25 protein-coding genes are annotated in these 22,177 nt (G+C 69.5%); 12 read left to right on the forward strand and 13 right to left on the reverse strand.

What is annotated here, in order from left to right; translation table 11 throughout:
- Positions 1 to 142: 142 nt before the first annotated feature.
- Together O5O46_RS30740 and O5O46_RS30745 are read right to left on the reverse strand one after the other, a co-directional pair.
- Positions 143 to 1,462: a carotenoid oxygenase family protein gene (locus tag O5O46_RS30740; protein WP_269858912.1), complete on the reverse strand. Its 1,320-nt coding sequence runs from the start codon at positions 1,460 to 1,462 to the stop codon at positions 143 to 145.
- 29 nt (positions 1,463 to 1,491) lie between these two features.
- Positions 1,492 to 2,055, reverse strand: a complete 564-nt coding sequence (locus tag O5O46_RS30745) for a hypothetical protein (protein WP_333482437.1) — start codon at positions 2,053 to 2,055, stop codon at positions 1,492 to 1,494.
- 118 nt (positions 2,056 to 2,173) lie between these two features.
- Between O5O46_RS30745 and O5O46_RS30750 the strand changes: the two genes are divergently transcribed.
- Together O5O46_RS30750 and O5O46_RS30755 are read left to right on the forward strand one after the other, a co-directional pair.
- Positions 2,174 to 2,698, forward strand: coding sequence for a PadR family transcriptional regulator (locus O5O46_RS30750; protein WP_269858913.1), 525 nt, complete (start codon positions 2,174 to 2,176; stop codon positions 2,696 to 2,698).
- Between the two features lie 526 nt (positions 2,699 to 3,224).
- On the forward strand, positions 3,225 to 3,917 hold the full coding sequence (locus O5O46_RS30755; protein ID WP_269858914.1) for an RraA family protein: 693 nt from the start codon (positions 3,225 to 3,227) through the stop codon (positions 3,915 to 3,917).
- A 42-nt stretch (positions 3,918 to 3,959) separates the two neighbouring features.
- On the opposite strand, the gene O5O46_RS30760 is transcribed toward O5O46_RS30755, so the two are convergent.
- Positions 3,960 to 4,418, reverse strand: coding sequence for a nuclear transport factor 2 family protein (locus tag O5O46_RS30760; RefSeq protein ID WP_269858915.1), 459 nt, complete (start codon positions 4,416 to 4,418; stop codon positions 3,960 to 3,962).
- A gap of 64 nt (positions 4,419 to 4,482) precedes the next feature.
- Complete coding sequence (locus O5O46_RS30765; RefSeq protein WP_269858916.1) at positions 4,483 to 5,199, reverse strand: maleylpyruvate isomerase family mycothiol-dependent enzyme; 717 nt, start codon at positions 5,197 to 5,199, stop codon at positions 4,483 to 4,485.
- Positions 5,200 to 5,349: 150 nt separating this feature from the next.
- Here O5O46_RS30765 and O5O46_RS30770 point away from each other — a divergent pair, with 150 nt between their 5' ends.
- Positions 5,350 to 6,234 (forward strand): ketopantoate reductase family protein, encoded by an 885-nt coding sequence (locus tag O5O46_RS30770; protein WP_269858917.1) that lies wholly within the window; start codon positions 5,350 to 5,352, stop codon positions 6,232 to 6,234.
- A gap of 66 nt (positions 6,235 to 6,300) precedes the next feature.
- Positions 6,301 to 7,029: a rhomboid family intramembrane serine protease gene (locus tag O5O46_RS30775; RefSeq protein ID WP_269858918.1), complete on the forward strand. Its 729-nt coding sequence runs from the start codon at positions 6,301 to 6,303 to the stop codon at positions 7,027 to 7,029.
- Positions 7,030 to 7,048: 19 nt separating this feature from the next.
- Here O5O46_RS30775 and O5O46_RS30780 read toward each other — a convergent pair whose 3' ends face one another.
- On the reverse strand, positions 7,049 to 8,419 hold the full coding sequence (locus tag O5O46_RS30780) for a helix-turn-helix domain-containing protein (RefSeq protein ID WP_269858919.1): 1,371 nt from the start codon (positions 8,417 to 8,419) through the stop codon (positions 7,049 to 7,051).
- Positions 8,420 to 8,848: 429 nt separating this feature from the next.
- On the opposite strand from O5O46_RS30780, the gene O5O46_RS30785 reads away from it, so the two are divergent.
- The gene (locus tag O5O46_RS30785; RefSeq protein WP_269858920.1) at positions 8,849 to 9,451 is read left to right on the forward strand and encodes a neprosin family prolyl endopeptidase; all 603 of its coding nucleotides are present in this window, start codon (positions 8,849 to 8,851) and stop codon (positions 9,449 to 9,451) included.
- Positions 9,452 to 9,463: 12 nt separating this feature from the next.
- Here O5O46_RS30785 and O5O46_RS30790 read toward each other — a convergent pair whose 3' ends face one another.
- Together O5O46_RS30790 and O5O46_RS30795 are read right to left on the reverse strand one after the other, a co-directional pair.
- Positions 9,464 to 10,207, reverse strand: a complete 744-nt coding sequence (locus O5O46_RS30790; RefSeq protein WP_269858921.1) for a Mut7-C RNAse domain-containing protein — start codon at positions 10,205 to 10,207, stop codon at positions 9,464 to 9,466.
- Positions 10,208 to 10,284: 77 nt separating this feature from the next.
- Positions 10,285 to 10,860, reverse strand: a complete 576-nt coding sequence (locus O5O46_RS30795; RefSeq protein ID WP_269858922.1) for a CGNR zinc finger domain-containing protein — start codon at positions 10,858 to 10,860, stop codon at positions 10,285 to 10,287.
- A gap of 84 nt (positions 10,861 to 10,944) precedes the next feature.
- Between O5O46_RS30795 and O5O46_RS30800 the strand changes: the two genes are divergently transcribed.
- The gene (locus O5O46_RS30800; protein WP_269858923.1) at positions 10,945 to 12,162 is read left to right on the forward strand and encodes an MFS transporter; all 1,218 of its coding nucleotides are present in this window, start codon (positions 10,945 to 10,947) and stop codon (positions 12,160 to 12,162) included.
- Between the two features lie 177 nt (positions 12,163 to 12,339).
- Positions 12,340 to 14,058, forward strand: coding sequence for a hypothetical protein (locus O5O46_RS30805; protein ID WP_269858924.1), 1,719 nt, complete (start codon positions 12,340 to 12,342; stop codon positions 14,056 to 14,058).
- A 42-nt stretch (positions 14,059 to 14,100) separates the two neighbouring features.
- Here O5O46_RS30805 and O5O46_RS30810 read toward each other — a convergent pair whose 3' ends face one another.
- From O5O46_RS30810 to O5O46_RS30820, 3 genes are all read right to left on the reverse strand, one after another.
- Complete coding sequence (locus tag O5O46_RS30810; protein WP_269858925.1) at positions 14,101 to 14,481, reverse strand: VOC family protein; 381 nt, start codon at positions 14,479 to 14,481, stop codon at positions 14,101 to 14,103.
- Positions 14,482 to 14,668: 187 nt separating this feature from the next.
- The gene (locus O5O46_RS30815) at positions 14,669 to 14,944 is read right to left on the reverse strand and encodes a carbonic anhydrase (RefSeq protein ID WP_269858926.1); all 276 of its coding nucleotides are present in this window, start codon (positions 14,942 to 14,944) and stop codon (positions 14,669 to 14,671) included.
- A gap of 235 nt (positions 14,945 to 15,179) precedes the next feature.
- Entirely contained in the window at positions 15,180 to 16,355 is a 1,176-nt protein-coding gene (locus O5O46_RS30820) for a sensor histidine kinase (RefSeq protein ID WP_269858927.1), read from the reverse strand.
- Positions 16,356 to 16,586: 231 nt separating this feature from the next.
- On the opposite strand from O5O46_RS30820, the gene O5O46_RS30825 reads away from it, so the two are divergent.
- Together O5O46_RS30825 and O5O46_RS30830 are read left to right on the forward strand one after the other, a co-directional pair.
- Positions 16,587 to 17,237: a response regulator transcription factor gene (locus O5O46_RS30825; RefSeq protein WP_269858928.1), complete on the forward strand. Its 651-nt coding sequence runs from the start codon at positions 16,587 to 16,589 to the stop codon at positions 17,235 to 17,237.
- Positions 17,238 to 17,534: 297 nt separating this feature from the next.
- Positions 17,535 to 18,164, forward strand: coding sequence for a hypothetical protein (locus tag O5O46_RS30830; protein WP_269858929.1), 630 nt, complete (start codon positions 17,535 to 17,537; stop codon positions 18,162 to 18,164).
- Between the two features lie 74 nt (positions 18,165 to 18,238).
- Here the strand turns inward: O5O46_RS30830 and O5O46_RS30835 are convergent, their stop codons facing one another.
- Positions 18,239 to 18,421, reverse strand: coding sequence for a hypothetical protein (locus tag O5O46_RS30835; RefSeq protein ID WP_269858998.1), 183 nt, complete (start codon positions 18,419 to 18,421; stop codon positions 18,239 to 18,241).
- Here O5O46_RS30835 and O5O46_RS30840 point away from each other — a divergent pair.
- Positions 18,390 to 18,854 (forward strand): class F sortase, encoded by a 465-nt coding sequence (locus O5O46_RS30840; protein ID WP_269858994.1) that lies wholly within the window; start codon positions 18,390 to 18,392, stop codon positions 18,852 to 18,854. The genes O5O46_RS30835 and O5O46_RS30840 overlap by 32 nt on opposite strands.
- 15 nt (positions 18,855 to 18,869) lie before the next feature.
- Here O5O46_RS30840 and O5O46_RS30845 read toward each other — a convergent pair whose 3' ends face one another.
- Positions 18,870 to 19,178, reverse strand: a complete 309-nt coding sequence (locus tag O5O46_RS30845; protein ID WP_269858930.1) for a hypothetical protein — start codon at positions 19,176 to 19,178, stop codon at positions 18,870 to 18,872.
- A gap of 93 nt (positions 19,179 to 19,271) precedes the next feature.
- Between O5O46_RS30845 and O5O46_RS30850 the strand changes: the two genes are divergently transcribed.
- Entirely contained in the window at positions 19,272 to 19,907 is a 636-nt protein-coding gene (locus O5O46_RS30850) for a response regulator (protein ID WP_269858931.1), read from the forward strand.
- 35 nt (positions 19,908 to 19,942) lie between these two features.
- Positions 19,943 to 21,157, forward strand: a complete 1,215-nt coding sequence (locus O5O46_RS30855) for a sensor histidine kinase (RefSeq protein WP_269858932.1) — start codon at positions 19,943 to 19,945, stop codon at positions 21,155 to 21,157.
- Positions 21,158 to 21,310: 153 nt separating this feature from the next.
- Here the strand turns inward: O5O46_RS30855 and O5O46_RS30860 are convergent, their stop codons facing one another.
- Complete coding sequence (locus tag O5O46_RS30860) at positions 21,311 to 22,129, reverse strand: alpha/beta fold hydrolase (protein ID WP_269858933.1); 819 nt, start codon at positions 22,127 to 22,129, stop codon at positions 21,311 to 21,313.
- Positions 22,130 to 22,177 lie beyond the last annotated feature (48 nt).

The raw sequence follows: 22,177 nt of genomic DNA on the forward strand, positions 1-22,177 counted from the left end.
CCCCTTTCGTCGACTCTCGGCGCGGACACCGGTGCCGCCGGGGCTGTCGTAACGGGGTTTGACCGCGCTGGTTCGGCGCTCATTCGCGAGCGGGCGCCTACCTCATCCTCGCCCGGGAGAGTGTCCCGCCACTGCGTTCCGCTCAGACGTCGGCCAGCCAGTTCCCGTGGAAACCGGCAGGGACGCGCCGGGGGAGATGGACGGTGGCGACCGGAGGTGCGGTCAGGTCGTCCGCGTCGAGGATCACCAGGTCACTGCGGTCGGTCGCGGCGTCGTACACATATGTCATCAGCCAGCCGGGCCCGCCCGGCGTGTCATCCGCGGGGACGAAGGCGGCCTCGCCGGGCGCGCGGCCCGGGCCGAAGCGGTGGCTGGTTACGGTGCCGTCACGTAGGTCGTAGCGGTGGATCGCACCACCGTCGGGTCCGTTGGCGGTGCTGGCGTGCCCATAGCGATGCGGCAGGCCGGTGAGACGGTCGTCGATGCGGGGGAACTCGGCGCGGCTGTCGTCCAGTTGCTCCTCGCGTACCGTTCCCGCCACCAGGTCGAGCGTCCAACGCCACAGCGCCGTACGCCCGTTGATGTCCACGCCGTCGCCGAGCCGGTCATGGCGGATGGCGTGCAGGATCAGACGCTCTCCGTCGGACTCCTCATAGGCGCCCAGGGTGTGGAAGACATAGCAGGGGTCGATGGTGAACCACCGCACCTCGGCATAGGGCCTGTCCCGCCGCAGTACGCCCAACCGCGCACCATGGTCCGGCGCCCAGACGTAGGGCATACCGGCACCGGCCCTGGTCCGGTCGTAGAGGGCGGGCAGGTCCATGAAGACAACGTGTCCGGCGGTCAGTTGGAAGTCATGCATCATCGTCGCCGCGGACACGTCCACCGGTCGGCTGATGGTGAGTTCACCACGGTTGTCGGCCCGGTGGTAGGTGAGGTACGGGGCCGAGGGGCCACCGTACCCGAAGAAGTGCAGTTCCCCGGTGACGGGACAGGTCTTGGGGTGCGCGGTCATCGGCGTACGCAGGCGTCCGTCGAAGTCATAGGCGCCGATGGTCTCCAGCTCGTGACCAGCCCGGCAGTCCAGCTCGTACGGGTAGGAGGACTCGACCAGCGCCAGCGTGCGGCCCGCATGGCGTACGACGTGGGTGTTCGCGACACCGGCGGTCAGATCGACGTTGCCCTGGTCGTCGCGGAGCGGGGCGCCGTGGGTGAAGGTGGTCGTCCGCACCCAGCGGTTGCGGTACGAGACGGCCGTCCCGTGCTCCAACCGCACCCCGTGCACCATGCCGTCGCCCAGGAACCAGTGCGCGGAGGCGGCCTCATGCGGGTTGGGTCCGTTGCGCAGGTACCAGCCGCTCAGCTCGGGCGGTATGGCACCGGTGACCGGCAGTTCGGTGACGGTGATCTCATCGGGCACGGGAGCGTAGTTGCCCAGCAGATGAGGGGCGATGGTGGTCATGAGGGGCTCCGTGGGCGGTCGCAGGCGCTTCAGCGGGTGACGCCGAGGCGGGCTTGGACGATCTTCGGGTATCGGTTGGTGAAGACCGCGGGCGCTACGAAGCCGACGACCTGGCAGACGGTCGTGGCCAGCGGGCCCGTGTGCGCCGCGTCGCAGGCGGCGACGGCTGCGGCGGTCAGCGCGAAGCCGGTGGCCCATGCCGTGGTGATCACCATGTTGACGCGCAGGAACTGCGGAGTGTGCCAGACCTCCTGCGGAGTGCTGCGGCGCGCGATGCCCAGGGTGAAGGGGCGGCGGACGGCCAGCGTGCTCCACGCGGTGGCGGCGAGCCAGCCCAAGGACAGCGCACCCGCGTACGTCCTGACCGGCGAGTGCGGCACGGCGAACGCGAAGGCGGTCATGGCGGCGAAGTAGGCGACGGTGCTGGTCTCCAGGATCAGCGCGTCGGCGGCCACCCCGGACCTGCGGTCCTTGGCCAGTAGCCACACTCCGCTGACCAGTGCGGCCAGCGCTCCCCACTGCCAGCCGACGGTGGAGATGGCGGCGAAGGCGATCCACGGGATGAAGCCGCGCAGGTAGCGCACAGCGCCCATGACGAGTCCCCCTGAACAGCAGCCCGGATGCTCCGGGCGTGCGGACATTCCAACTTTGACATGTCGAAGCTAGAACCTCCTATGATGACGTGTCAACTGTGGAAGGTAGGATGGCTGCATGAGCCTTCGCCACGCAGTCCTCGGTCTCCTCGTGGGAAAGCCCGCCAGCGGCTACGACCTGATGAAGCTGTTCAACAGCTCGCTGGCGAACGTCTGGCCCGCCACCCAGAGCCAGGTCTACGGTGAACTCGCCCGCCTCGCGGACAACGGACTGATCGACGTCGCGGCCGAAGGCCCGCGTGGCCGCAAGGAGTACACGCTCACCGAAGAGGGTCTGACCGAACTGCGTCGCTGGCTGATGGACGCCCAACCGGAAGCGCAGCGCAGCGCCGCCCTGCTGCGCGTGTTCTTCCTGGGCGTGCTCACACCGGAGCAGTCCCTTGACCACCTGGCCAAACTGGCCGAACAGGCGGCGGCCGACCATGCGCGGCTGAAGGAACTCCAGAAGTCCCGGGACTGGGACGAGGGGGGCATGCTCACCGTCAACGGCAGACTCGCCCTCGAATACGGTCTGCGGTTGTACGAGATGCGGGAGCAGTGGGCGCGGTGGGCCGCGCAGCAGATCGCCGCCAGCGACACGTAGGCCGTCGCATCGCTTCCCGTCGGGGTCGAGGCTGCGGCGGCGTCACTCGGCTCAGTTGGTGGGCAGGCACTCCAGCGCGAGTCGCAGCAGGCGGCGCCAATCGCCGCTGCCGGTACGGACGGTGGCGGACACCGCGCCGATGATGACGCACATCGGTGACCGGGCGGTCCTCGCGCAGCGCGCCCGCCGCCTGACGCCCGCTCGATCAACTTCCCCACAGCTGCTGCTTCGAGTTCAGTCCGAGCCCGCCCGCCTGGTTCGCCGCCCGTCGCGCCGCGCGCCGCCTCGATGGCGGCCGACAGCCCGCGGTCGCCGGTGTTCGGTGGTGAACCCGGCACTTCATGGCCGCGGGCTGGGGGACCGCCCCGCCGGTCGCCACCCTCACCGCGCTTTTCGGTGGTCGTCTTCTTCCTGCCTGTCCAGCGCCGGATCGCCACCGGCCTGGCGGTCGGAGCCGTGCGTAGGTGAGGATGGCCGCTGAGTCCGCGTCCCACCGGTGGTGGCGGTCGAGGTCGGGGAGACGAACATGCTGGCGACCTTTGCCGAGTTGTCCACGCCGCTGCTGGCCGATGCCTGCCTGCGCCGCGGCGTACCGCTGCGCGCCGCGCCGCCCGGCATTCGCGCGGTCGCCGTCGGGCAGCGGATCGCCGGGCGGGTGCTGCCGGTGCGCCACTACGGGAGCGTGGATGTGTTCCTGGAGGCGTTCGGCCGGGCCGAAGCCGGTGATGTGCTGGTCATCGACAACGGCGGGCGGGCGGACGAGGCCTGCGTCGGTGACCTGGCGGTGCTGGAGGCCGAGGCGGCGGGTGTGACGGGACTGGTGGTCTGGGGGCTGCACCGCGACACACCGGAACTGGTGGAAATCGGCCTTCCGGTGTTCAGCTACGGCAGCTACCCGCCCGGCCCGGTACGACTCGACGAGCGCGAGCCCGAGGCACTGACCGCCGCGCGGTTCGGGCCGCATCTGGTGAGCGATGATGACGTCGTCTTCGGCGACGACGACGGCGTGCTGTTCGTCGCCGCCGAACACGCCGAGGACGTACTGGCGGTGGCACAGCAGATCCGGCACACCGAACGTGAACAGGCCCGCAGGATCCGGGCGGGCGAGACACTGCGCCGGCAGACGTCCTTCGACGACTACCTGTCACGACGCGCCAGCGACCCGGCCTACACCTTCCGCCAGCACCTGCGCCGTACCGGCGGCGCCATCGAGGAGTAGCCGTGCCTCACCTCGGTGTCCGTCGTCGTCGGAGGACTGCCCCTAGCCGATGCGATCCGTCGGGCCTGCGAACGGAATGAACGTGGTCCGGGCGGCAAGCAGCCAACTGCCTGCCACCTTGCGGAAGGTGTCCTCGTAGTGCCCGATGTTCACCGGCGGCCGGGGCGGCACCATGCCTGAAGTGTGCCCGTCGACACGGTACGTCGCGAAGTACGTTGTGGCGCTGGCCGTTGTCGGCGAGGTGATCGTGACCAGGATGTTCGTGCACATACGGCGTGAGAGCCGGTCGGTGGGCCGCGAGCCGAAGTAGTCACGCAGCGCGTCACGGCCCTGGATCCGCCGGTCGCCGTCCGGCCACTCCCAGACTCCGTCCGCCGTGAACAGCTCAGCCACCGTGCTCGGTTCGCCCAGATCCAGCCGCCGGACGAAGTCGAGGATCAGACGCTCGCAGGCTCGCTCGGCGAGCAGACGTTCCATGGGGTCGATGGTTTCGGCATCCATCTCCCCTTCCTAACAGGGCGTACCGCACGTCGCGAGCGCTTTTGCCGTGGCCCGCGCCGCCCGTTCAGCCCCATCCAGGGGCTGGCGGCAACGGCCACTTGGGCGGTTCCGGCAGCGGACGGTCGACGGTGAGCCCGGTGCCGGAACCGCGGCCGCTGAGCCAGCCGAGGAGCGTGTGACCGGTGCCGGTGACAGTGGGGCCGGTGGGGGAGAGGTTCCAGGACCGGCCCAGGTCGACGGCCTCGACACGGGCGACGGGGAAGCCATGGGCGCCCAGTGCGGCGAGGGTGTCGTCGAGGGCCCACGTCACATACGTACCGGGCCAACGGGCCGTGCCGTAGCCGACGTTCAGGTCGACATGGTGGGTCTCCAGCTCACGCCAGCAGCGGTACAGGGTGTACCAGGCCGGATGGCTCCAGCCTGCCAGTGCCGAGACCAGGACGTTCCACCGTTCGGCGGGCATCGCGGCCGCTTCATCGGCCAGTCGACTGAGCCGACCGCGTACATCAGCCGCCAGATCGCGCGCCGGTCGCCCGGCGCCTGCCTGGACCGCGCGGGACAGGGCCGCGGCATCGGTGCGCGGCCCCGGCTCAACACCGGTGCGGGCGACGGCCAGCAGCCACAGGTACGCGTCGATGCTGCGCGCCACGTGGGTGATGACCTGGCCGCGGTTCCAACCGGGCAGCGTCGAGGGCTCCCGGACCTGCGCATCGCTCAACGTCTCAACGGCGGCGGTGAACCGCTCGCCGGAGCGTATGACGTCACCGGTGATGTCGGGCACGGCCTCACTGTAGCGGCCAAGTTCGCAGGTCACCTCAGTCGCTCGTCCGGGACGCACCGCCCCCGCTGGTGCGCCACAGGCGCCGATCTGATCGAATTCGGCATCGAGACCGTCCGACCCGCACCGGTCTCCCGGAGAACAGGAGCGCACATGACAACAACCATCATGACAGTGGCCATCCTCGGGCCGGGCGGTGTGGGCGGCCTGATCGGAGCGCTGCTCGCACGCGGCGGACACCGCGTCATCTGCCTGGCCGGTGAGGAGACCACCGCCGTGCTGCGCCGCGAAGGGCTGCGCGTGCGCAGCGGACAGTACGGTGACTTCACGGCGCGGGTGGAGGCCGACACCGAGCTGCGCGAACCGGTCGACGCCGTCTTCGTCACGGTGAAGCAGACCGCGCTGTCCGCCGCCCTGGAGCGTGTGCCACCGCAGGCCGTCGGCGACGGGATCGTCGTGCCGCTGCTCAACGGCCTCGACCACGTCGCGGCGCTGCGCCAGCACTACCCGGCCGCCCAGGTCGTAGCCGGAACCATCAAGGTGGAGGCCACCCGCACCGCGCCCGGACAGATCGCGCACACCAGCCCCTTCGCGTCGATCGAACTGGCCGCCCCCGTCGATGACTTCGCGGCCCGGCTGAAGGACGCCGGCCTCGCTGTGACCCTGCGCCCCGACGAGGGCGCGATGCTCTGGGACAAGCTCGCCTTCCTGGCACCGTTCGCCCTGCTGACCACTCGCTACCAGGCCGCCGTCGGCACCATCCGCACCGAGCGGCGCGCCGAACTGCTGACGGTACTGGACGAGATCACCGCCGTGGCCCGCGCCACCGGCGCACCGGTGACCGCCGAAGCGGTGCTCGACTTCTTCGACCGTGCTCCGGAGGGGATGAAGTCATCGATGCAACGCGATGCGGAGGCGGGCCGTGCGATCGAACTCGACGCCATCGGCGGCGCCGTCCTGCGGGCCGCGGCCGCCCACGGCGTCGACACCCCCGTGACGTCGCGGCTCGTCGCCGAACTCGGCGCCAAGGCCAGCTGAGACCCGTAAGCGCCTAGAGTGCGCGGTAGCGGCGGGAGGGGTCCCGCTGTGGGAGGAGCAATGGGGATGAGCGGGCTGGGTCAGCGGGTGGTCACCGGTGGACCGACGAACGCGGAGGAGATGATCGCGGAGGCGCGAAAGGCGTTCTTCGTGATGTTCGGCTTCCTTGCCCTGGTATGGCTGCTTCAGCTCGCCAACTGGGCGGACCACTACGGCCTGTCGCGGGAGTACGGGGTGGTCTCCGGCGATGTGGGCAGGCTGCCGGACATTCTCGTCGCGCCCTTTCTGCACTGGAGTTGGGCGCACATCGAGGGCAACTCCGGCCCGCTGTTCGTCTTCGGCTTCCTCGCCGCCTACCGCGGAGTGGCCCGCTTTCTGGGGTTGAGCCTGCTGGTGGCGCTGACCAGCGGACTGACGGTGTGGTTCTTGGAGCACGGTGGCGTTGACACGGTCGGCGCCAGCGGCTTGATCTTCGGGTACTTCGGCTATGTGGTGGTCCGGGGCCTTTTCGACCGACACCTGATCGACACGTTGATCGGCATCGTCATGGCCGCGTCCTTCGCCTACACCCTCACTCTCACCGTGCCGGGCACGCCCGGCATCAGCTGGCTGGGACACCTCGGCGGTCTGGCCGGCGGGCTCGTCGGGGCCTGGATCTTCCGGGACCGACGCCCACAGCCGGTCAACGCGGACCGGCCGGGCCGGACCACTGGTGGAGGCCCTGATCCCCGTACGCGCGCCGACGGCTCACGGGCGGACCTGCACAAGGAACTCGGCGACCTCGGCCTGCTGTAGTCGGTGGCCGCCCGCGCCGTCAGAGCGGCGGATCGGCCGGGGCAGGGCCCAACGTCGTCGTTCCGGGCGGGGTGCGGTGGCCGAGGCCGGTGCGGTAGACGTCAAGTGCCGCTTCGACGCGGCCCGTTCGGCGCAGCAGGTCGCCGAGGAGCCGACACAGATCGGCGATGTCGCCCGTCGCACCGGCCTCCTCCAGCAGGTCGAGCGCGGCCCTGTAGTGCTCCTCTGCCTGCTCCGGGCGGTCCCGCTCCTCGGCGATGAGCCCGAGCAGCCGGTGCGCTCCGCCCGCGTGCACGGCGCCGCGTCCGCTGCCGAGTTCGCCGAGCAGGTCTGAAAGCAACTGCTCGGCCGCACCGTATCTGCCCTGCCGTCGCAGTACATCGGCGAGTTCCACGTTGACCTGCACCGTGTACAACGTGGCCTGGCGCTCGGCCAGAACGGCACGCGCGGTGCGCAACTCGGCCTCCGCCTGCGCCAGGTCACCTTCCTGGGCGCGCAGGTAGCCGCGCATCCAGTGGCAGTGGGCGAGTTCGGTGCGGATCTGCAACTGCTGGTACAGCTCCTGCGCTCTGGCCAGGGAGGCGTCCGCGTCGGCGGTACGGCCTTCGGCGAGCAGGGTGCGGGCCACACCACGGTGCATCCGGGCCACGAGCGCCGGGTCGGTCGCCTGCGGTGCGAGCGCCAGGGCCAACTCGGCGGCCCGTGCCGCACGCGCCTGCGCGCCCATGTCCATGTACGGGGCGATCACGGCGGAGTAGAGCAGCAGCAGGGCGTTGGGGTCGTGAAGTCCGGCGGTGTTCAGCCCGTCGATGGCGTTCTCCAGCAGGTAGCAGGAGTACCGCAGGTCACCGGCGAGCAGATGCGCGACGGCGCGGCCACGTAGCGCGGGGACGCGCTGCGGGAGTGGGGCGTCGGCCAGCAACTGCTCGGCGGCGTGGAAGCGTTCGATGGCCTGGTCGAGGTCTCCGGCCTCCAGAGCGCAGTCGCCCAGCCCCACCAGTGCGGCGGCCCGCTCCGAAGGCATGCCGAGCCGCTGTGCCTCCCGCTCCAGCTGGGTGTACCGCTGCGCCGCGTCCCGCAACGAGCCTTCGCAGAACGCCTGCCGGGCGTCAGTGAGCCGCATGCGCACTTCAGTGGCCAGTCGCACGGGCTGGCCGGTGCACAACTCCTCATAGCTGACGCTTAGTCGGTCCGCGAGATAGCGCAGTGCGGTTTCCGAGGGGCGTACCTTGCCTGATTCAAGGGTGGAGATGTAGGCGGCGGTGTACTGCGGCTCCGCCAACTCACGCTGCGTGAGTTGGCGTTCGGTACGCAGACGCAGGACGCGCTGGCCTATTCCGGAGGGGTCCTGTGGACCCGGCGGTTCGGAACGCCTCGTCGGCTTCGGCACGATGCTCCCCTTCGTCGCTGCCTCGTGGACCCGCGCGGTCCCCGAGACCGCCCAGGTGGGCGGGATCCCGCAAGTCAGGCTATTGCGCCTCTGGTTGGGCCACCGCTAGCTTAACTCGTCACGTAAGCACAGTTATCAAGACGCTTAACTCGCTGCTCCCGGCGGTGCACGCCTCGCGGCACGTCCGTTACTCGATCGGAGCTGTCCATGCGAATACGTCGAACGATCCGCAACGGTGTGACCACGTTCGCCGCGGCCGCACTCTGCCTGCTCTCCCCAGTTACATCGGCCCAGGCGGACGCCGCCCCACGGCACTCGCTCCTGGCGCCGTCAACGACCACGGGATCCGGGCCGGTCTGCTGGTTCGGGGCGTGCTACGACTACGTCTCCGGAAGGCAGTTCACCGACGCCTCGGGGGCCAGCGTACGGATGCTTCAGGCGGACCCCCGCGTCAAGGCCGGTGACCAGCAGTCCCACTCCCTCCAGGAACTGGCCGTGCAGTCGACCGACCGCAAGTCCACCGTGGAGATCGGCTGGACGGTTGACCTGGGCCTCAACGGCGACACCCGTCCGCATCTCTTCGTCTACCACTGGGTGGACGGCGCCGAGAGCTGCTACAACGCCTGCGGCTTCGTCCCCATCTCGCACCGGATCAAGGCGGGCATGGCCGTACGTGCCGGAACCGCCGCCCGGTTCACCATCTGGAACCTGGCCGGCGACTGGTGGCTGTTCTACAACCAGCAGCCCGTCGGATACTTCCCCGGCTCACTGTGGCACGGCGGCTTCACCCGCGCGCAGGTCATCACCGCCTTCGGCGAGGTCGCCCACGCCAACGGCACCACCTGTGAGGAGATGGGCGACGGCCTTCCCGGCACCGCCCGGGGCTCCTCCTGGATCCGTGGCTTCCGCCTGATCGGCTCGGCCGACGAACCCCGGATGACCGTCACATCCACCAGCCCCGCCCTCTACGACGCGGGGCACACCACGCGCACCGGCTTCCACCTGGGCGGCGAAGGCAGCGGTACCTGCTGACCACCGAAGGGCTCAGGGTGCGCGTGTCGGTGACGGCGTCCCGAACTCACGCACGGCCTCGTCCACGATCGCGGCCAGGCGCTCATGGTGAGCGCCCTGCCAGTACGCCTGGCCGCAGTCGGCGCACTGCGCGAACGTGTCGTGCGTGCGCTGTGTGCCGATCCGCAACTGCTCGTGCACCGATGCCTTCGTGGCATCCCGCAACATCCCGTTGCAGGCCGTGCAGCGCGTCCAGGGGGCGAGCGGGGGCGCGAACCGGGACAGCACGTCCCTGAGCTGTTCCTCGGGGCGGTGACTGTAGACGTAGGCACCCGCCCAGACCTCCCGCCGACGCAGCAGTCCCCGGTCCCGTGACAGCATCACGCGCTGCTCGCCGGCCGAGCGCGCGGCGAGCGCGGCGTCGCCGATGTCCGGATTCTCGTACGCGGCGTCGACGCCCAGCAGGCGAAGCCGCCGCGCGAGCGTACCGAGGTGGATGTCGAGCAGGAAACGGGGCGGCCCGGACAGCTGTTGAGGTCTGGCCACGCTCCGCACCGAGATCTCCTCCCCGCCGGTGGGGATGTGCGCGGCGGGCACCTGCCGCCCGTCGACGGTCAGCGCACCGACCTCGGTGAGCGGAACGCCCAGTGACTGCACCACATGCCCGAGCGTCGAGGCACCGTCGGCGCGCACCGCCGAGCGCTCCGCACGATGTGCCGGGGCGACGAACACATACAGTTCAGGGGCCAAACTGAGCCAGAACTCCGTACTGTCCACCCGGTCAGCATGCCAGCGGAGGGTGGGCCGCTGCTATTGCTTTGCGTTGACGGGGCGCCCGCGGCTGAGATCGTGCGTCAACGCCGGGCGGCTCGGCGGGCGCGGAAGGCCGCTGCCTTGGTGCGGTTCTGGCATGCGGTCGAGCAGAACTGACGGGCGGCGTTGCGCGAGGTGTCGACGTAGACGCGATCGCACTGGGCCGCCTGGCAGACACCCAGGCGGCCCGCCAGGTCGCTGCCGATCGCGATGGCCAGCCCCGTCGCGCAACCGGCGCTCCACCCCACCGCCAGGGAGTCATCCGTGCCGTGGAAGTGGAGTTGCCAGGGTTCGCCGTTGGCGCGGTCCAACTGCGGACGGGCGCCGTTGGACAGCAGCAACGCGTTGAGTGCCGTCGCGGCATCGTCCAGCATTCCGGCGTTCACGGCCTCGAAGACCTCGCGCATCTCCCGTGCTGTCCGGGCGAGATGGGCGGCCTGCTCCCCATCGATCGTGTGCTGCCCGTCCCTGGTGTTCGGGAGCGCACTGTGGACCGCGTCGACCAGTTGCGCACCTCGCGGCACGGTGTAGGGCTTGCCGCGCGCGGTGCCATCGGTCAGCGCGTTGACGAGTGAGACCGCGGTGTCCAGCAGCGTGGACACGTGACTGTCGAACATCACTTGACCAGTTACCCCCTTCGGGCCTAGCGTCGCATCACTGACGTCGGCCAATTCATCAGTGACGGGGAAATTGTGCAACCCTTGAGACGCGAAGGCCAGTTACCGCCTGCGGTCTGGCTGCTTCTGGCCGCCCGAGTGGTCAACCGGCTCGGGGCCTTCTCACTGCCCTTCCTCACCGTCCTCATTACCACCGACTACGGCGTGAGCGTCGCCACCGCCGGGCTCGTCCCGGCCGCCTTCGGGCTCGCGACCATCCCGTCCCGCCTGATCGGTGGGCGGCGCGCGGATCGACTGGGGCGCCGCCGCACGATCGTGTTCGGCCTGACCGGCTGCGCCATCGCGCAGTTGGGGATCGCCGCAGCGAACTCCCTTGTGGAAGTCGGTGTTTGCGCCGTACTGCTGGGCCTGGTGTACGAGCTGTACGAACCGCCGAGCCAGGCGGTGATCGCCGACGCCGCGGGACCCGCCGAACGTGTTCGTGCCTACAGCCTGCTGAACGCCGCCCTGGCGGTAGGTGGCATGGGCGCCGGGCTGATCGCGACCGGACTGGGACGATGGGACCTGCGCTGGCTTTTCGTCGCTGACGCGGTGAGTTGTCTGGCCTGTGCGCTCATCGTGCGGGTCGTACTGCCCGCAGACCGGACCCACTGCCCCGACCGCGGCGACGAGCGCTGCGCGGGCATCCGTCCCTGGCGCGACCGCGTACTGCTCCTCATGCTCGTGTTCGGCACCTTGTACGCGCTGGTCTACCTACAGATCATGATCTCGCTTCCGCTGTCCCTGGAACGCCGAGGCATGCGGCCTTCGGACGCGGGACTGCTGTTCACCGTGTCGGCCGCGACCATCGTCGCGGCCCAGCCCGCACTGCGCCTCAAGCGCCTGGCCGCGCTGACCGCGCCCGCGGCGCTCGCGCTCGGATATGTACTGCTGGCAGGCGGTCTCGCTGGCTACGCGGTGGCGCCCACCCTGCCAACCTCCATGGCGGCAACGGTCGTCTGGAGCCTGGGTGACCTGCTGGTACTGGGCCGGGCGTACGCCCTCGCCGCAAACCTCGCCCCGCCCGGCGGCACCGGCCGCTATCTGGCCGCCTACGGCACGAGTTGGGGGTTCGCGGGGGTCGCCGCGCCGATCCTCGGCACCCAACTGCTGGAACACGCCGGTGCCACGGCCCTGTGGGCCGGAATGGCGCTGCTTTGCCTGGTACTCGCCGCCGGTCAGTTCCTGATCACTCGTTCACTTGCCGCGCGGGGGACGGCCGCGAACCAGTCGACGGCAGCCCTGGAGCCGTCCAGTCCGTAGAAGTCGCCGGCCACATGCTCGGGGGCACGCATCCCAGTTCCTGGTGTTCGCCGCAGCATGTCCTCGGTGGTCAGTTCACCGCCGCCTCAGCCGTCATGCGTCGAGTTTCACCGCAACCGGGCTCAACGGGCGTCTGGCTGAGGGCAATTGTCAGTCCCCTACGGCAGGATGATCAGCATGAGACGTACGCCCGTGCTCCCGCGCCCTGCCGTACCGAGTCGGCTCGGCAGGCTCTCCGCCACCGAACGCCGGGTCTGGCGTGCCTTTCCGCATGGCGAGTTGGTCGATCTGCGCACCGGCGACGCCGCGGTGGATGATCCGGCGAAGGCCCACGACTGGCCCGCCGACCGTGTGGTGCGTGGCGAGGTGATCGCCGCGCTGCTGCTCGGCGCATGCCCGGCAGCGCCCGGCGCGGTGGCAGCGGTGCGGCTCGCCGGTGCGCGCATCACCGGAGAACTCTGCATGGACCACGGGCAGGTTGACTCCCTTCTGCTGCTTCGAGGTTGCCGCTTCGAGGGCCCCGTCGACATCGATGACGCCGTCACCGAGTCGATAGACCTGAGCGGGTCGCAGCTGACCGCCATCAGCGCCTACGGAGCGCATGTGCGCGGCACGGTGAACCTCGGCCACACCGTGGTCACCGGCGACGACGATCGAGCCGTCCACGCTGACGGCATCCGCATCGACGGCAGCCTTTTGGCCAACGACGTCACGGTTCACGGCCCGCTCAGCCTGATCAACGCGCAGATAAGCGGCCAGGTGGCGCTCAAGGGCGCCAAGCTGGGCAACTCCGAGTCCGGCGGCACGTCGCTCAACGCCGGTGGTATGCGGGTGGGCCGGAGCCTGCTGGCCCAGCGGCTTGAGGCGTCCGGCGAACTGCGGCTGCCGGGTGCGCACATCGGCAGCGCGCTGGTGCTGGACGGCGCCACGCTGGACGGCCTCGGCCGACTGGCGCTGCACGGTGACTCCTTGACGGTGGCCAGCGAAGCGTCCTTCCGCCCTTACCCGGTCAAGGGTGGTGAGCGATGCTTCACGGCCCACGGGACGGTGCGGCTGTCGGGGGCCAGGTTCGACGGCGGACTCGACCTCGGCGGCGCGCGGCTCACTCCGACGAAGGGCCAGCCCGCGCTGCGCGGCGGCGGCATGGTGGTCGAGGGCAGCCTGCGGCTCAACGACGCCTTCCACACCGACGGCGAGATCCGGCTGACCGGCGTCCGCATCTCCGGCCATCTGGACCTTTGCGACATGGACAGCCCCGACGCCCTGCTCACCCTCTACGCCGCGACCGCCGTCGCCGGTATCCGTGATGGACTCGACGCGTGGCCAAAGCGGTTGAACCTGGACGGTTTCACCTATGGCCCGTTCAGCGACTATGTCGCGGCGGTGCATCGAGTACGGCTGATCGGCCGCCAGGTACGGCGTGCGGACCGCAGCCAGGTCGGCGGTTTCCGCGCCCAACCCTACGAGCAGTTGGCGTCCTACTACCGTTCGCTCGGCAACGACGGCGAGGCCCGGACGGTGCTGCTGGCAAGACAACGCGCACAGCGCGCCAAGCTGCCCTGGTGGCAACGCATACCCGGCCATATGCTCGATCTGCTGGTCGGCTACGGCTACCGTCCGCTGCGCGCCATCGGCTGGGCGATCGCCCTGCTCGCGGCGAGCAGTGCGTACTTCAGCACGGTGCGCCCCGAGCACGTCAGCACCGAGGACCGCTCGGTCTTCAACCCGGTGTTGTACGCGGCCGACCACCTGATCCCGGTCATCCGGTTCGGCCAGTCGGAGGTGTGGCAGTACCACGGGGTGGCCGCGGTGGTCACGGTCGTGCTGACGGTCCTCGGCTGGACTCTGGGCATCGCGATCGCGGCTGCGGCGACACGCACCTTCACCCGTAACTGAGCCGCTTGAGCAACTGCACTGCCTCGTTGCCGACGAGGGCCGTCAGAGTGGCGCGAGGCGGGCCTTGAGCAGGCAGAACTCGTTGCCCTCGGGATCGGCGAGGACGTGCCAGGACTCTTCCCCGGTCTGGCCGATGTCGGCCGGGCGCGCTCCGAGCTTCAGGAGGCGTTCGAGCTCGGCGTCCTGATCGCGGTCGGTGGCGTTGACGTCGATGTGCAGCCGGGGTTTCCCGGGCTCCGGCTCGTCTCTGCGGCTGAGGAAGATCGTCGGCTGCGCGCCGCCGAAACCTTCGCGCGGCCCGATTTCGATGCTTCCGTCGTCCTCGCGATCGAGCACCACGAAGTCCAGGACCTCGCACCAGAAACGCGCCAGCACTTCGGGGTCGCGGCAACCGAGAACGAGTTCACTGATACGGCATGCCATTGACGCAACCTACTCTCAGCGTGGGAACTGCCGGGGTGGCCGCGCGCAGATCCCAGGGGCTCCCAGCAGTGAGGACACTCTCGCGACGGTACCGGGCGAGGCGAGCGGTGGCGAATTGTTTTCAGGCCTCGCCTGGCTGGTCCGTCAGGCGAGGGCGGCATGCCGCGCAACTGACGTTGGGAGACGCCTAGTCGACGAGTGTGGTGAGCAGACCGGTCTTCAGGTCGTAGCGGTGCCCCGAGACCTTGACGTGGGAGGACAGCTGCGGGCTCCTGCGCAGGAGCCCGACGTCGTTCCGCAGTGCCTCGGCAGGCTCGACCACGGCGAGGTCGGCGATGGTCTTGTCGTCGTAATCGAAACGCGTGACAAAGCGGCCACCCGCGTTACGTAGGGTGATCGCCTCGCCGAGTTCGACCCCGAGAATGGTTGCCGGTTCAACACGCGGATCGATGCAGGTGATCACGAACGTCTGCGTTGAACGGGATGAACGGGACGTCAGGCACGTGGAGCTTGGCGTCTGTCTCCGCGAACCGACGCCGATGGGTCCCTCGCCGCTGACGCCCCCGGGCTGCTGAGTTTGCCGCCTCCCCATGGAAGGCCGTGGTGCTACCTGCCTCCCGGTTCTGGTCTGCCGGGATCATCGCCGGTGAAAGCGGGGGCGGCAGGTTTGCCGTCAAGGTTCCCTGTGCGGCGGAGACTTACGGTGCGGATGCGGGTTCCACCGGAACCAGCACCTCGAAGACCGTGCCGTGCGGTGCGTTGGGCCGCAGGGTGAACCGTCCCCCCGCTCCCTCGACGCGGGTCCGGTGCGAGGCGAGCCCGATGTGTCCGGCGCTGAGCTGGTCGTCCAGCACGCCAGGCGACATCCCGATGCCGTCGTCGGCGATCTCCAACCGTATCCAGCGCGGATCCGGGCTGGTCAGCCGCAGGGACACGTGCTGTGCCCGGGCGTGCTTGACGGCGTTGCCGAGCAACTCGCGGGCGACCCGGTACAACAGCCGGTCGGCGGAGCTTGTGCTGGGTACCGCGCCGTCGATGTGGACCTTGATCCGGGTGCGGTGCGCCAGTTGGCGCGCCAGACCCCGCAATGCCTGTGCGAGCCCGGCGTGTTCCAGCACCTCCGGGTGGAGCGCCGTGACCGAGCAGCGCAGTTGCCTGGTTGCCTCCCGTAGGGCCCGGGCGGCGCGGTCAAGCGCCTCGTTGGGATTGGCCGCGGCTGCCTCCTCGACGTCCTGGCGGGCCGCGAGCACGTTCTGCAGTGCCCCGTCGTGGATGATCTCGGCCAGGTCGCTGCGTTCGCGTTCCTCGGCCGACATGACGCGGGACAGCAGCCAGGAGCGGTGCTGGAGCAGTGTGCCGATCGTGCGCACCCGTGACTGCTGGATCCGGGTGAGCAGGACGCAGCCTGCTCCCACCACGGCGATGAACAGGGCATGCACCAGGGTGGAGTTCCAGTAGGGGTCGTCGCCGCGGTGCCCGATGCCGACTCCCACCACGTAGGCGAGGGCCGCGGCCACGCTCACCATCGCGGTGGCCCTTGGCCGGAGTTGGAAGGCGGCCAGGATGGGAATCATCAGGAAGGCATCGTCCACCAGGGGAGAGGCCCACTGCGGATCGGAGAACACTCCGGAGGCCGCCAGCAGCGCACCGAGGGCCAGCAGGTCGATCATCGGTACGCACACGGCCGGTAGCGGCAGCTTCTCGGACCACGCGGCTCCCATCAGCGCCAGACTCCATGCCGCGTAGGCGGTGGCGATCATGAGGGAGAGGACGGCGTGTTGCCGTGGTGGGAAGACGATCAGTTCCACGACCAGGGACGCCACGATGACCAGTCGCAGCACTGCCTGCTTGCGCAGCGCGCGCCGTAGCTGCACTGCTGTCGTGGCCTCGACAGGTCTGGAGTGTTCGCCCGTGGGCGGTAGGGACGCCGGGGGTGGGCCGGTGCCGTGCCCGGGTGTTGGGTCGCCCCCGCCCAGGGGCGTTGACGCTGGCATGGGTCCTCCCACCGCCTGCTGATCACTGCTCCAGGTCAAGTATCCCTTATCGTCCATTTTGCCAAAGTTTGGGTAGCCTGGAGGTGATCGTCAGCCCATCGTTGGAGGGACGTGTCCGTAGCCAGGGCGCCCCGGGTACGGGTGGTCGTGGCCGATGACCACCCGATCTACCGGGAAGGCATCACCCGCGGCCTGACGCTGAGCGGCCAGGTGGAAGTGGTGGCCGAGGCGGAGGACGGCCCTGAGGCGCTCGCACTGATCCGCAGGGAGACTCCCCAGGTCGCGGTGGTCGACTACCGGCTGCCCGGCCTTGATGGCATCGACGTGGCGCATGCGGTGACCCGTGACGGCCTGGTCACCAAGGTGATCATCCTGTCCGCCACCACGGACGGTTCCGTGGTCTTCCGCGCCGTGCAGGAGGGCGCGGCCGGATATCTGCCCAAGGACGCGCGCCGCGAGGAGATCGTGGAAGCGGTGCTGAAGGTGGCCGACGGGCGCATGGTCATCCCCTCGGAACTGGCCGGTGGACTGGCCGGGGAGATCCGGTTGCGTGCCGACCATGACGCCCCAGTGCTCTCCGAGCGGGAGCGCCAGGTGCTCCAGGCGTTCGCCCGTGGGCTGAGCATTCCGCAGGCCGCCGCCGAGCTGTTCATCGGCGCGAGCACGGTGAAGACCCACACCCAGCGGCTCTACGAGAAGCTCGGCGTGTCCGATCGTGCCGCGGCGGTGGCCGAGGCCATGCGCCGAGGACTACTGGAGTAGGACGGCCACCGCGCCAACTGCGCTTCTGAGATGGCCAGTTGCGTCTGGTGGTGAGTTGGCCTCTTACGGCCGGGGGACAGCGTCTCCACCGATCGGGGGAGGCGTACATCGTGCGATCGGTAGGCCGGTGAGGGGAGGAGTCCCGACGGCGGATCCGCGCAAGCTGTTGGGGCGAAGTAAACGACCGCCCAACGGAACGCGGCATCAGGCCAGTCGACGGGCCCACGCGCTCCGCAGATCGTCGCTTCACCCGGCAGACCTGTCGGTGATCATTGGCTCACCAGAAAGCAAGAAAGCATGCGTAAGTCCACTACGACGGTAGCGGCCACCCTGGTGGCGACGGGTGTCTGCGTCCTCGGCGCCAGCACCGCCCTCGCCGAGACCGCGTCCGGCTCCGCCACACCGACCTCCTCCGCCACCTCCTCAGCCGATGCCAACGGCTACGTGGGCGTATCACCGGATCCGGCCAAGGCCGGCCAGCTGGTGCACATCGACGGGACCTGCCCGGCGAACGCCGATGCCATCATCTCCGTTTCCTCCCCGGCGTTCGACAACGGCGGCCAAGCGAAGCTCGTGAAGCGTGACCCGTCGGCCTTCGCCACAACCGCCCACGTGCGATCGGGGATCGCCGCGAAGGGTTACCCCGTGACGGTCACCTGCTCGGTGGCGCACGCGGAGGTCCCGGTGCACGGCACCGTGACGGTGGCCGCCAGCCATCCGGCCAAGCCCACGCAGCACCCCACCTCGCCTGCGACCAACCCGACACAAGCACCGCAGGTGGTGGTTCCGCGGGGTGCGCCCGACACCGGCGCCGGGCCCACCGGGCCGTCGACCGGTGACGCGTTGCTGGTCACCGGCGGCGCCGTACTGGCCCTCGGCGGAGGCGCCGTGGTCATGGCGGTCCGCCGTCGTGGCGCGGGCAAGTGACCGGGCCGGCGGCCAAGCCGTGACCGAGAACAGGTGAAACATCACATGCCTCTGCGCCCTGCCTCCCGCGTCGGTCAACTGGCCGCCGCAGGAGGGGTGTTCCTCGCACTGACCATCCTCCTGGCCGGCGGCGGGCTGGTGTTGGCCACGACAGCGGCCTCGCCGTCGCCACCCACCACATCGGCCAGCCATGCCGCGAAGGCCGAGGTGCGTGCGGCTCCGCCGATGCCCCGATCCGTGCCCGTCAGCGTAGACATTCCCGCGATCGATGTGCATACGGCAGTCATGCGACTGGGACTGTGGTCAGACGGCACCGTGCAGGTGCCGCCCATCGGGAAGGACGCACCCGCGGGCTGGTACGAAGGCTCACCGACCCCCGGTCAACGCGGCCCCGCCGTGCTTCTGGGCCACGTCACGGTCGGCGACTTCGGCGAAGGCGTCTTCTACCGGCTGGCCCAACTCGCCCCCGGCGCCCAGATCAAGGTCACCCGAGCCGACGGCAAGCAGGCCATCTTCACCGTCCAGCGCTCCGCCGAGGTCCCCAAGGATCGCTTCCCGCGCCAGGAAGTCTACGAAGACACCGACAAGCCCGAGTTGCGCCTGATCACCTGCGGTGGCCCCTACGACCGGAAGGCGCACAGCTATCCGGACAACATCGTCGTCTTCGCCACGCTCACCGCATCCGGATGAGGCGAAGACCGTCCGCTACGGTTCCTGCCCGCTCTGCCCGGTACGTCGAATGCGCACTATCTTGGCGTCAAGGTCCACATGGAACGGCGGCTCCTCGGCCGGTCTGACGTTCTTACGCACCCGTTCCTGCTCCATGGCGCGCTTGAGGACCTGTGCGCCGGGGCTGCCCTCCTGCATGAAGTCAACACCAATGGACGACAGGCCCCTGCGCTTGCGCCAGTAGATCCACCCCCGTTCCTCCATCCATAACAGGGCACGATCCGTGAGGAAGAGGACAGCGGCCAGCGCTGCCACCGCTCCGGCAACCAGCCATACGGTGCTCATCACTTGTGAACGCGCCGGGGGGCGGCCACCGTTCCCGCGGTTGGCAGGAGAGCGCGCCGGGCAGCCGACCAACCAGCAACCAAGGATGAACCCATGGACGAACAGCGGGTAAGGGTGCTCGTCGGCGAGGACCACCCGGTCTACCGGGAAGGCGTCGTGCGCGCACTGCGCGCGTACGTCGCCGTTGTGGCGGATGTCGCCGACGGGGTGCAGGCACTGGCCGGCGTCCGCCAACTACGCCCAGACGTCGCGGTCCTGGACTACCGCATGCCGGGGCTCGACGGCCGCCAGGTCGCCCGTGCGATACGGCGCGAGGAGCTACCGACCAGGGTGCTCATCCTCACCGCGCTGGATGACAGCGCCCTGGTCTACGGAGCACTGCAGGACGGCGTCAGCGGATATCTGACCAAGGAGGCGGAACCGTACGAGATCACCGAGGCGGTGCTGGCCTGCGCCCGCGACGAGACCGTGATGCCGCGCAGTCTGACCTCCGGCCTGATCCACGAGATACGCCAACGCGCCGATCACATGTCGCCGGCGCTGAGCGCCCGCGAGCACCAGGTGTTGTGCATGATCGCGGAAGGCAAGTCGGTCCCCCAGATCTCCAAGGAGATCTTCCTCGCGCCCACCACCATCAAGTCCCACGTCCAACGCATCTACGAGAAGCTGGGCGTCTCCACCCGGGGTGCCGTGGTCGCCGAAGCCATGCGTAGAGGGCTCCTGGAATGAGTGGTACCGCGAACGGGCGCGGCACAGCACCCGACGTGACCGAAGCCGCCACCATGCGGCGTCTGATGCGGTGCTGCGAGCTGTCGGCGCAGCGCGCCCAAGCCATCTTGCGGATCGCCTTGGCGGGAGTGCTCACCGGCGCTGTCACCGCCGAGCTTCCGGCGGACCGGGCAGCGTCCCAGTTCTCGGTGCTGGGCGCCTACGTCGTGATCGCCGTGCTGGTCGCACTGTGTCTGCGCCGTCCGCACGGCCGTGCGGGCACCACCGCGATGACGGTGGTGATGGGGCTGGTGGACGTGGTGGCGCTGGTGACCCTGCAACTCCTGTCCCAGGGCTCCGCGCTGCTGGTACTGGCCCTGTTCCTGCTGCCCCTGCTGGCCGCCTTCAACAGCCGGCCACCCGTGACGGCGCTCATCATTGTCCTGGACACTGCGGCCTACTCCATCGCCGCCGCGGTCAACTCAAGCGTTCACGACCAACTGCGCCACTCGCAGGCCATCGTGCTGCTGGTGTTCCTCGTACTGGTCGGCGCGTGCAGTCTCGCGTTGTCCCTCTCGCACTCCCGCCGCTGTCGGCAGGTCGCACAACTCATCGTGGACCGCTCGCGGTTGCTGGTCGACGTCATGTCCGCGGAGGAACGGGAACGCACCCGGCTGGCCGAGTTCCTGCACGACGGGCCGCTACAGGAGGTGCTGGCCGCCCGTTTCGACCTCCAGCAGAGCATGGCGCACCGCGACCTCGACGCCTCCGCCGAGATCAGCGGCCGACTCCTGGACGTCGCCCGCCAACTGCGGCAGACCACAAGCCAACTGCACCCCCAGGTCCTGCACACCGCCGGACTCGGCGAGGCCGTGCGCTCGTTGGTCCGAACAACCTCGGAACGTTCCGGCATTCCGATCACCTACACCGCGGCCTACTACGGCCCCACCCGGCACGACCTGTTGGTGTACTGCGCGGCCCGAGAGCTTCTGGACAACGTAGTACGCCACTCGTCCGCCGCCCAAGCCCACGTCGTCCTCGTCACCGACAGCAGGACACTCCGTCTGACGGTGACCGACGACGGCGTCGGCACCGATCCGACCCGTCTGCGACAACGCCTCGGCGCAGGCCATATCGGCCTGGCCTCGCAGCGGGTTCGGATCGAAGCCGCGGGCGGTCGGATGGAGCACCTGTCGACGGAGGCGGGCACCAGGATCCGCATCACCCTGCCGCTCCCGGGGGCCGGACCCCAGGTGCAGGAGAAGCCGTAGCAGCCGCGACCCGGCGGGAATAGGCTCCTCGGGGAAGCCCTTTCGCTGGCGGCGGGGTGAACTCGGGGCGCGCCGTGTCCCCCGTGCACGGCCCGCCCCGCGGCACGGGGCGCCCCACCGCGCGGTCGGCGGTGGGGCGCGTGTGTCCTCGCCTCAGCTCTTGATGAACTCGAGCAGGTCGTCGTTGAGTTGCCCGGCATGGGTGATGTGCAGGCCGTGGCCGGCGGTCGGGTACTCGTTGTAGACGCTGTGCGGTACGAGCTTGGCGGTGCGTCGGCTGGAGACGTCGATCGGTACGGACTGGTCGGCGACGCCGTGGGCGATGAACGTCGGGACGTTGATCTGGGCCAGGTCGGCGCGGTGGTCGGTGTGGAAGATCTGCCGCTGCACCTCCAAGGTGGCGTGGGGGGAGGCCGACAGGCACTGTTGGACCAGGTGGTCGATCAGCGCCTGGGACGTGTTGTTGCCCAGATGGGTGGCGAAGTAGCCCGCCGCACGGTCGGCGAACCACCGGGGGCGGTCAGTCCGGAGCTGGGCCAGGTCAGCCTCCAGCACGGCCTCCGGCACTCCCTCCGGGTTGTCGTCGGTCAGCTTGAGGAACGGCAGCGTGGTCGCCAGCAGCGCGACCCGGGCGATCCGGTCCTGGCCGTGCCGGGTGAGGTAGCGCACCGCCTCGCCACCACCGCCGGACTGAGCGACGAGGGTGATCCGGTCCAGTTCCAAGTGCTCGATCAGTGCGGCGACATCATCGGTGCGGGTGTCCACGTCGTATCCGGTGGAGGGCCGGTCGGAGCGACCGTGGCCACGCCGGTCCAGCATGACGCAGCGGTAGCCGTGCTGGAGGAAGAACGGGACCTGGTACTCCCACATGTCGGCGCCCAGCGCCCAACTGGCCAGGAACACGATGGGCTCGCCCGCACCGTAGTCCTCGTAGGCCAGCCGCACTCCGTCACTGGTCTCGAAAAACGGCATCCCGATCTCCTCGTCTCATGGTTCGTCGCTCTCACCGAACAGGAGGCT

This window comes from Streptomyces sp. RPT161, from assembly GCF_027533845.1.
GTDB classification, from domain to species: domain Bacteria; phylum Actinomycetota; class Actinomycetes; order Streptomycetales; family Streptomycetaceae; genus Streptantibioticus_A; species Streptantibioticus_A silvisoli_A.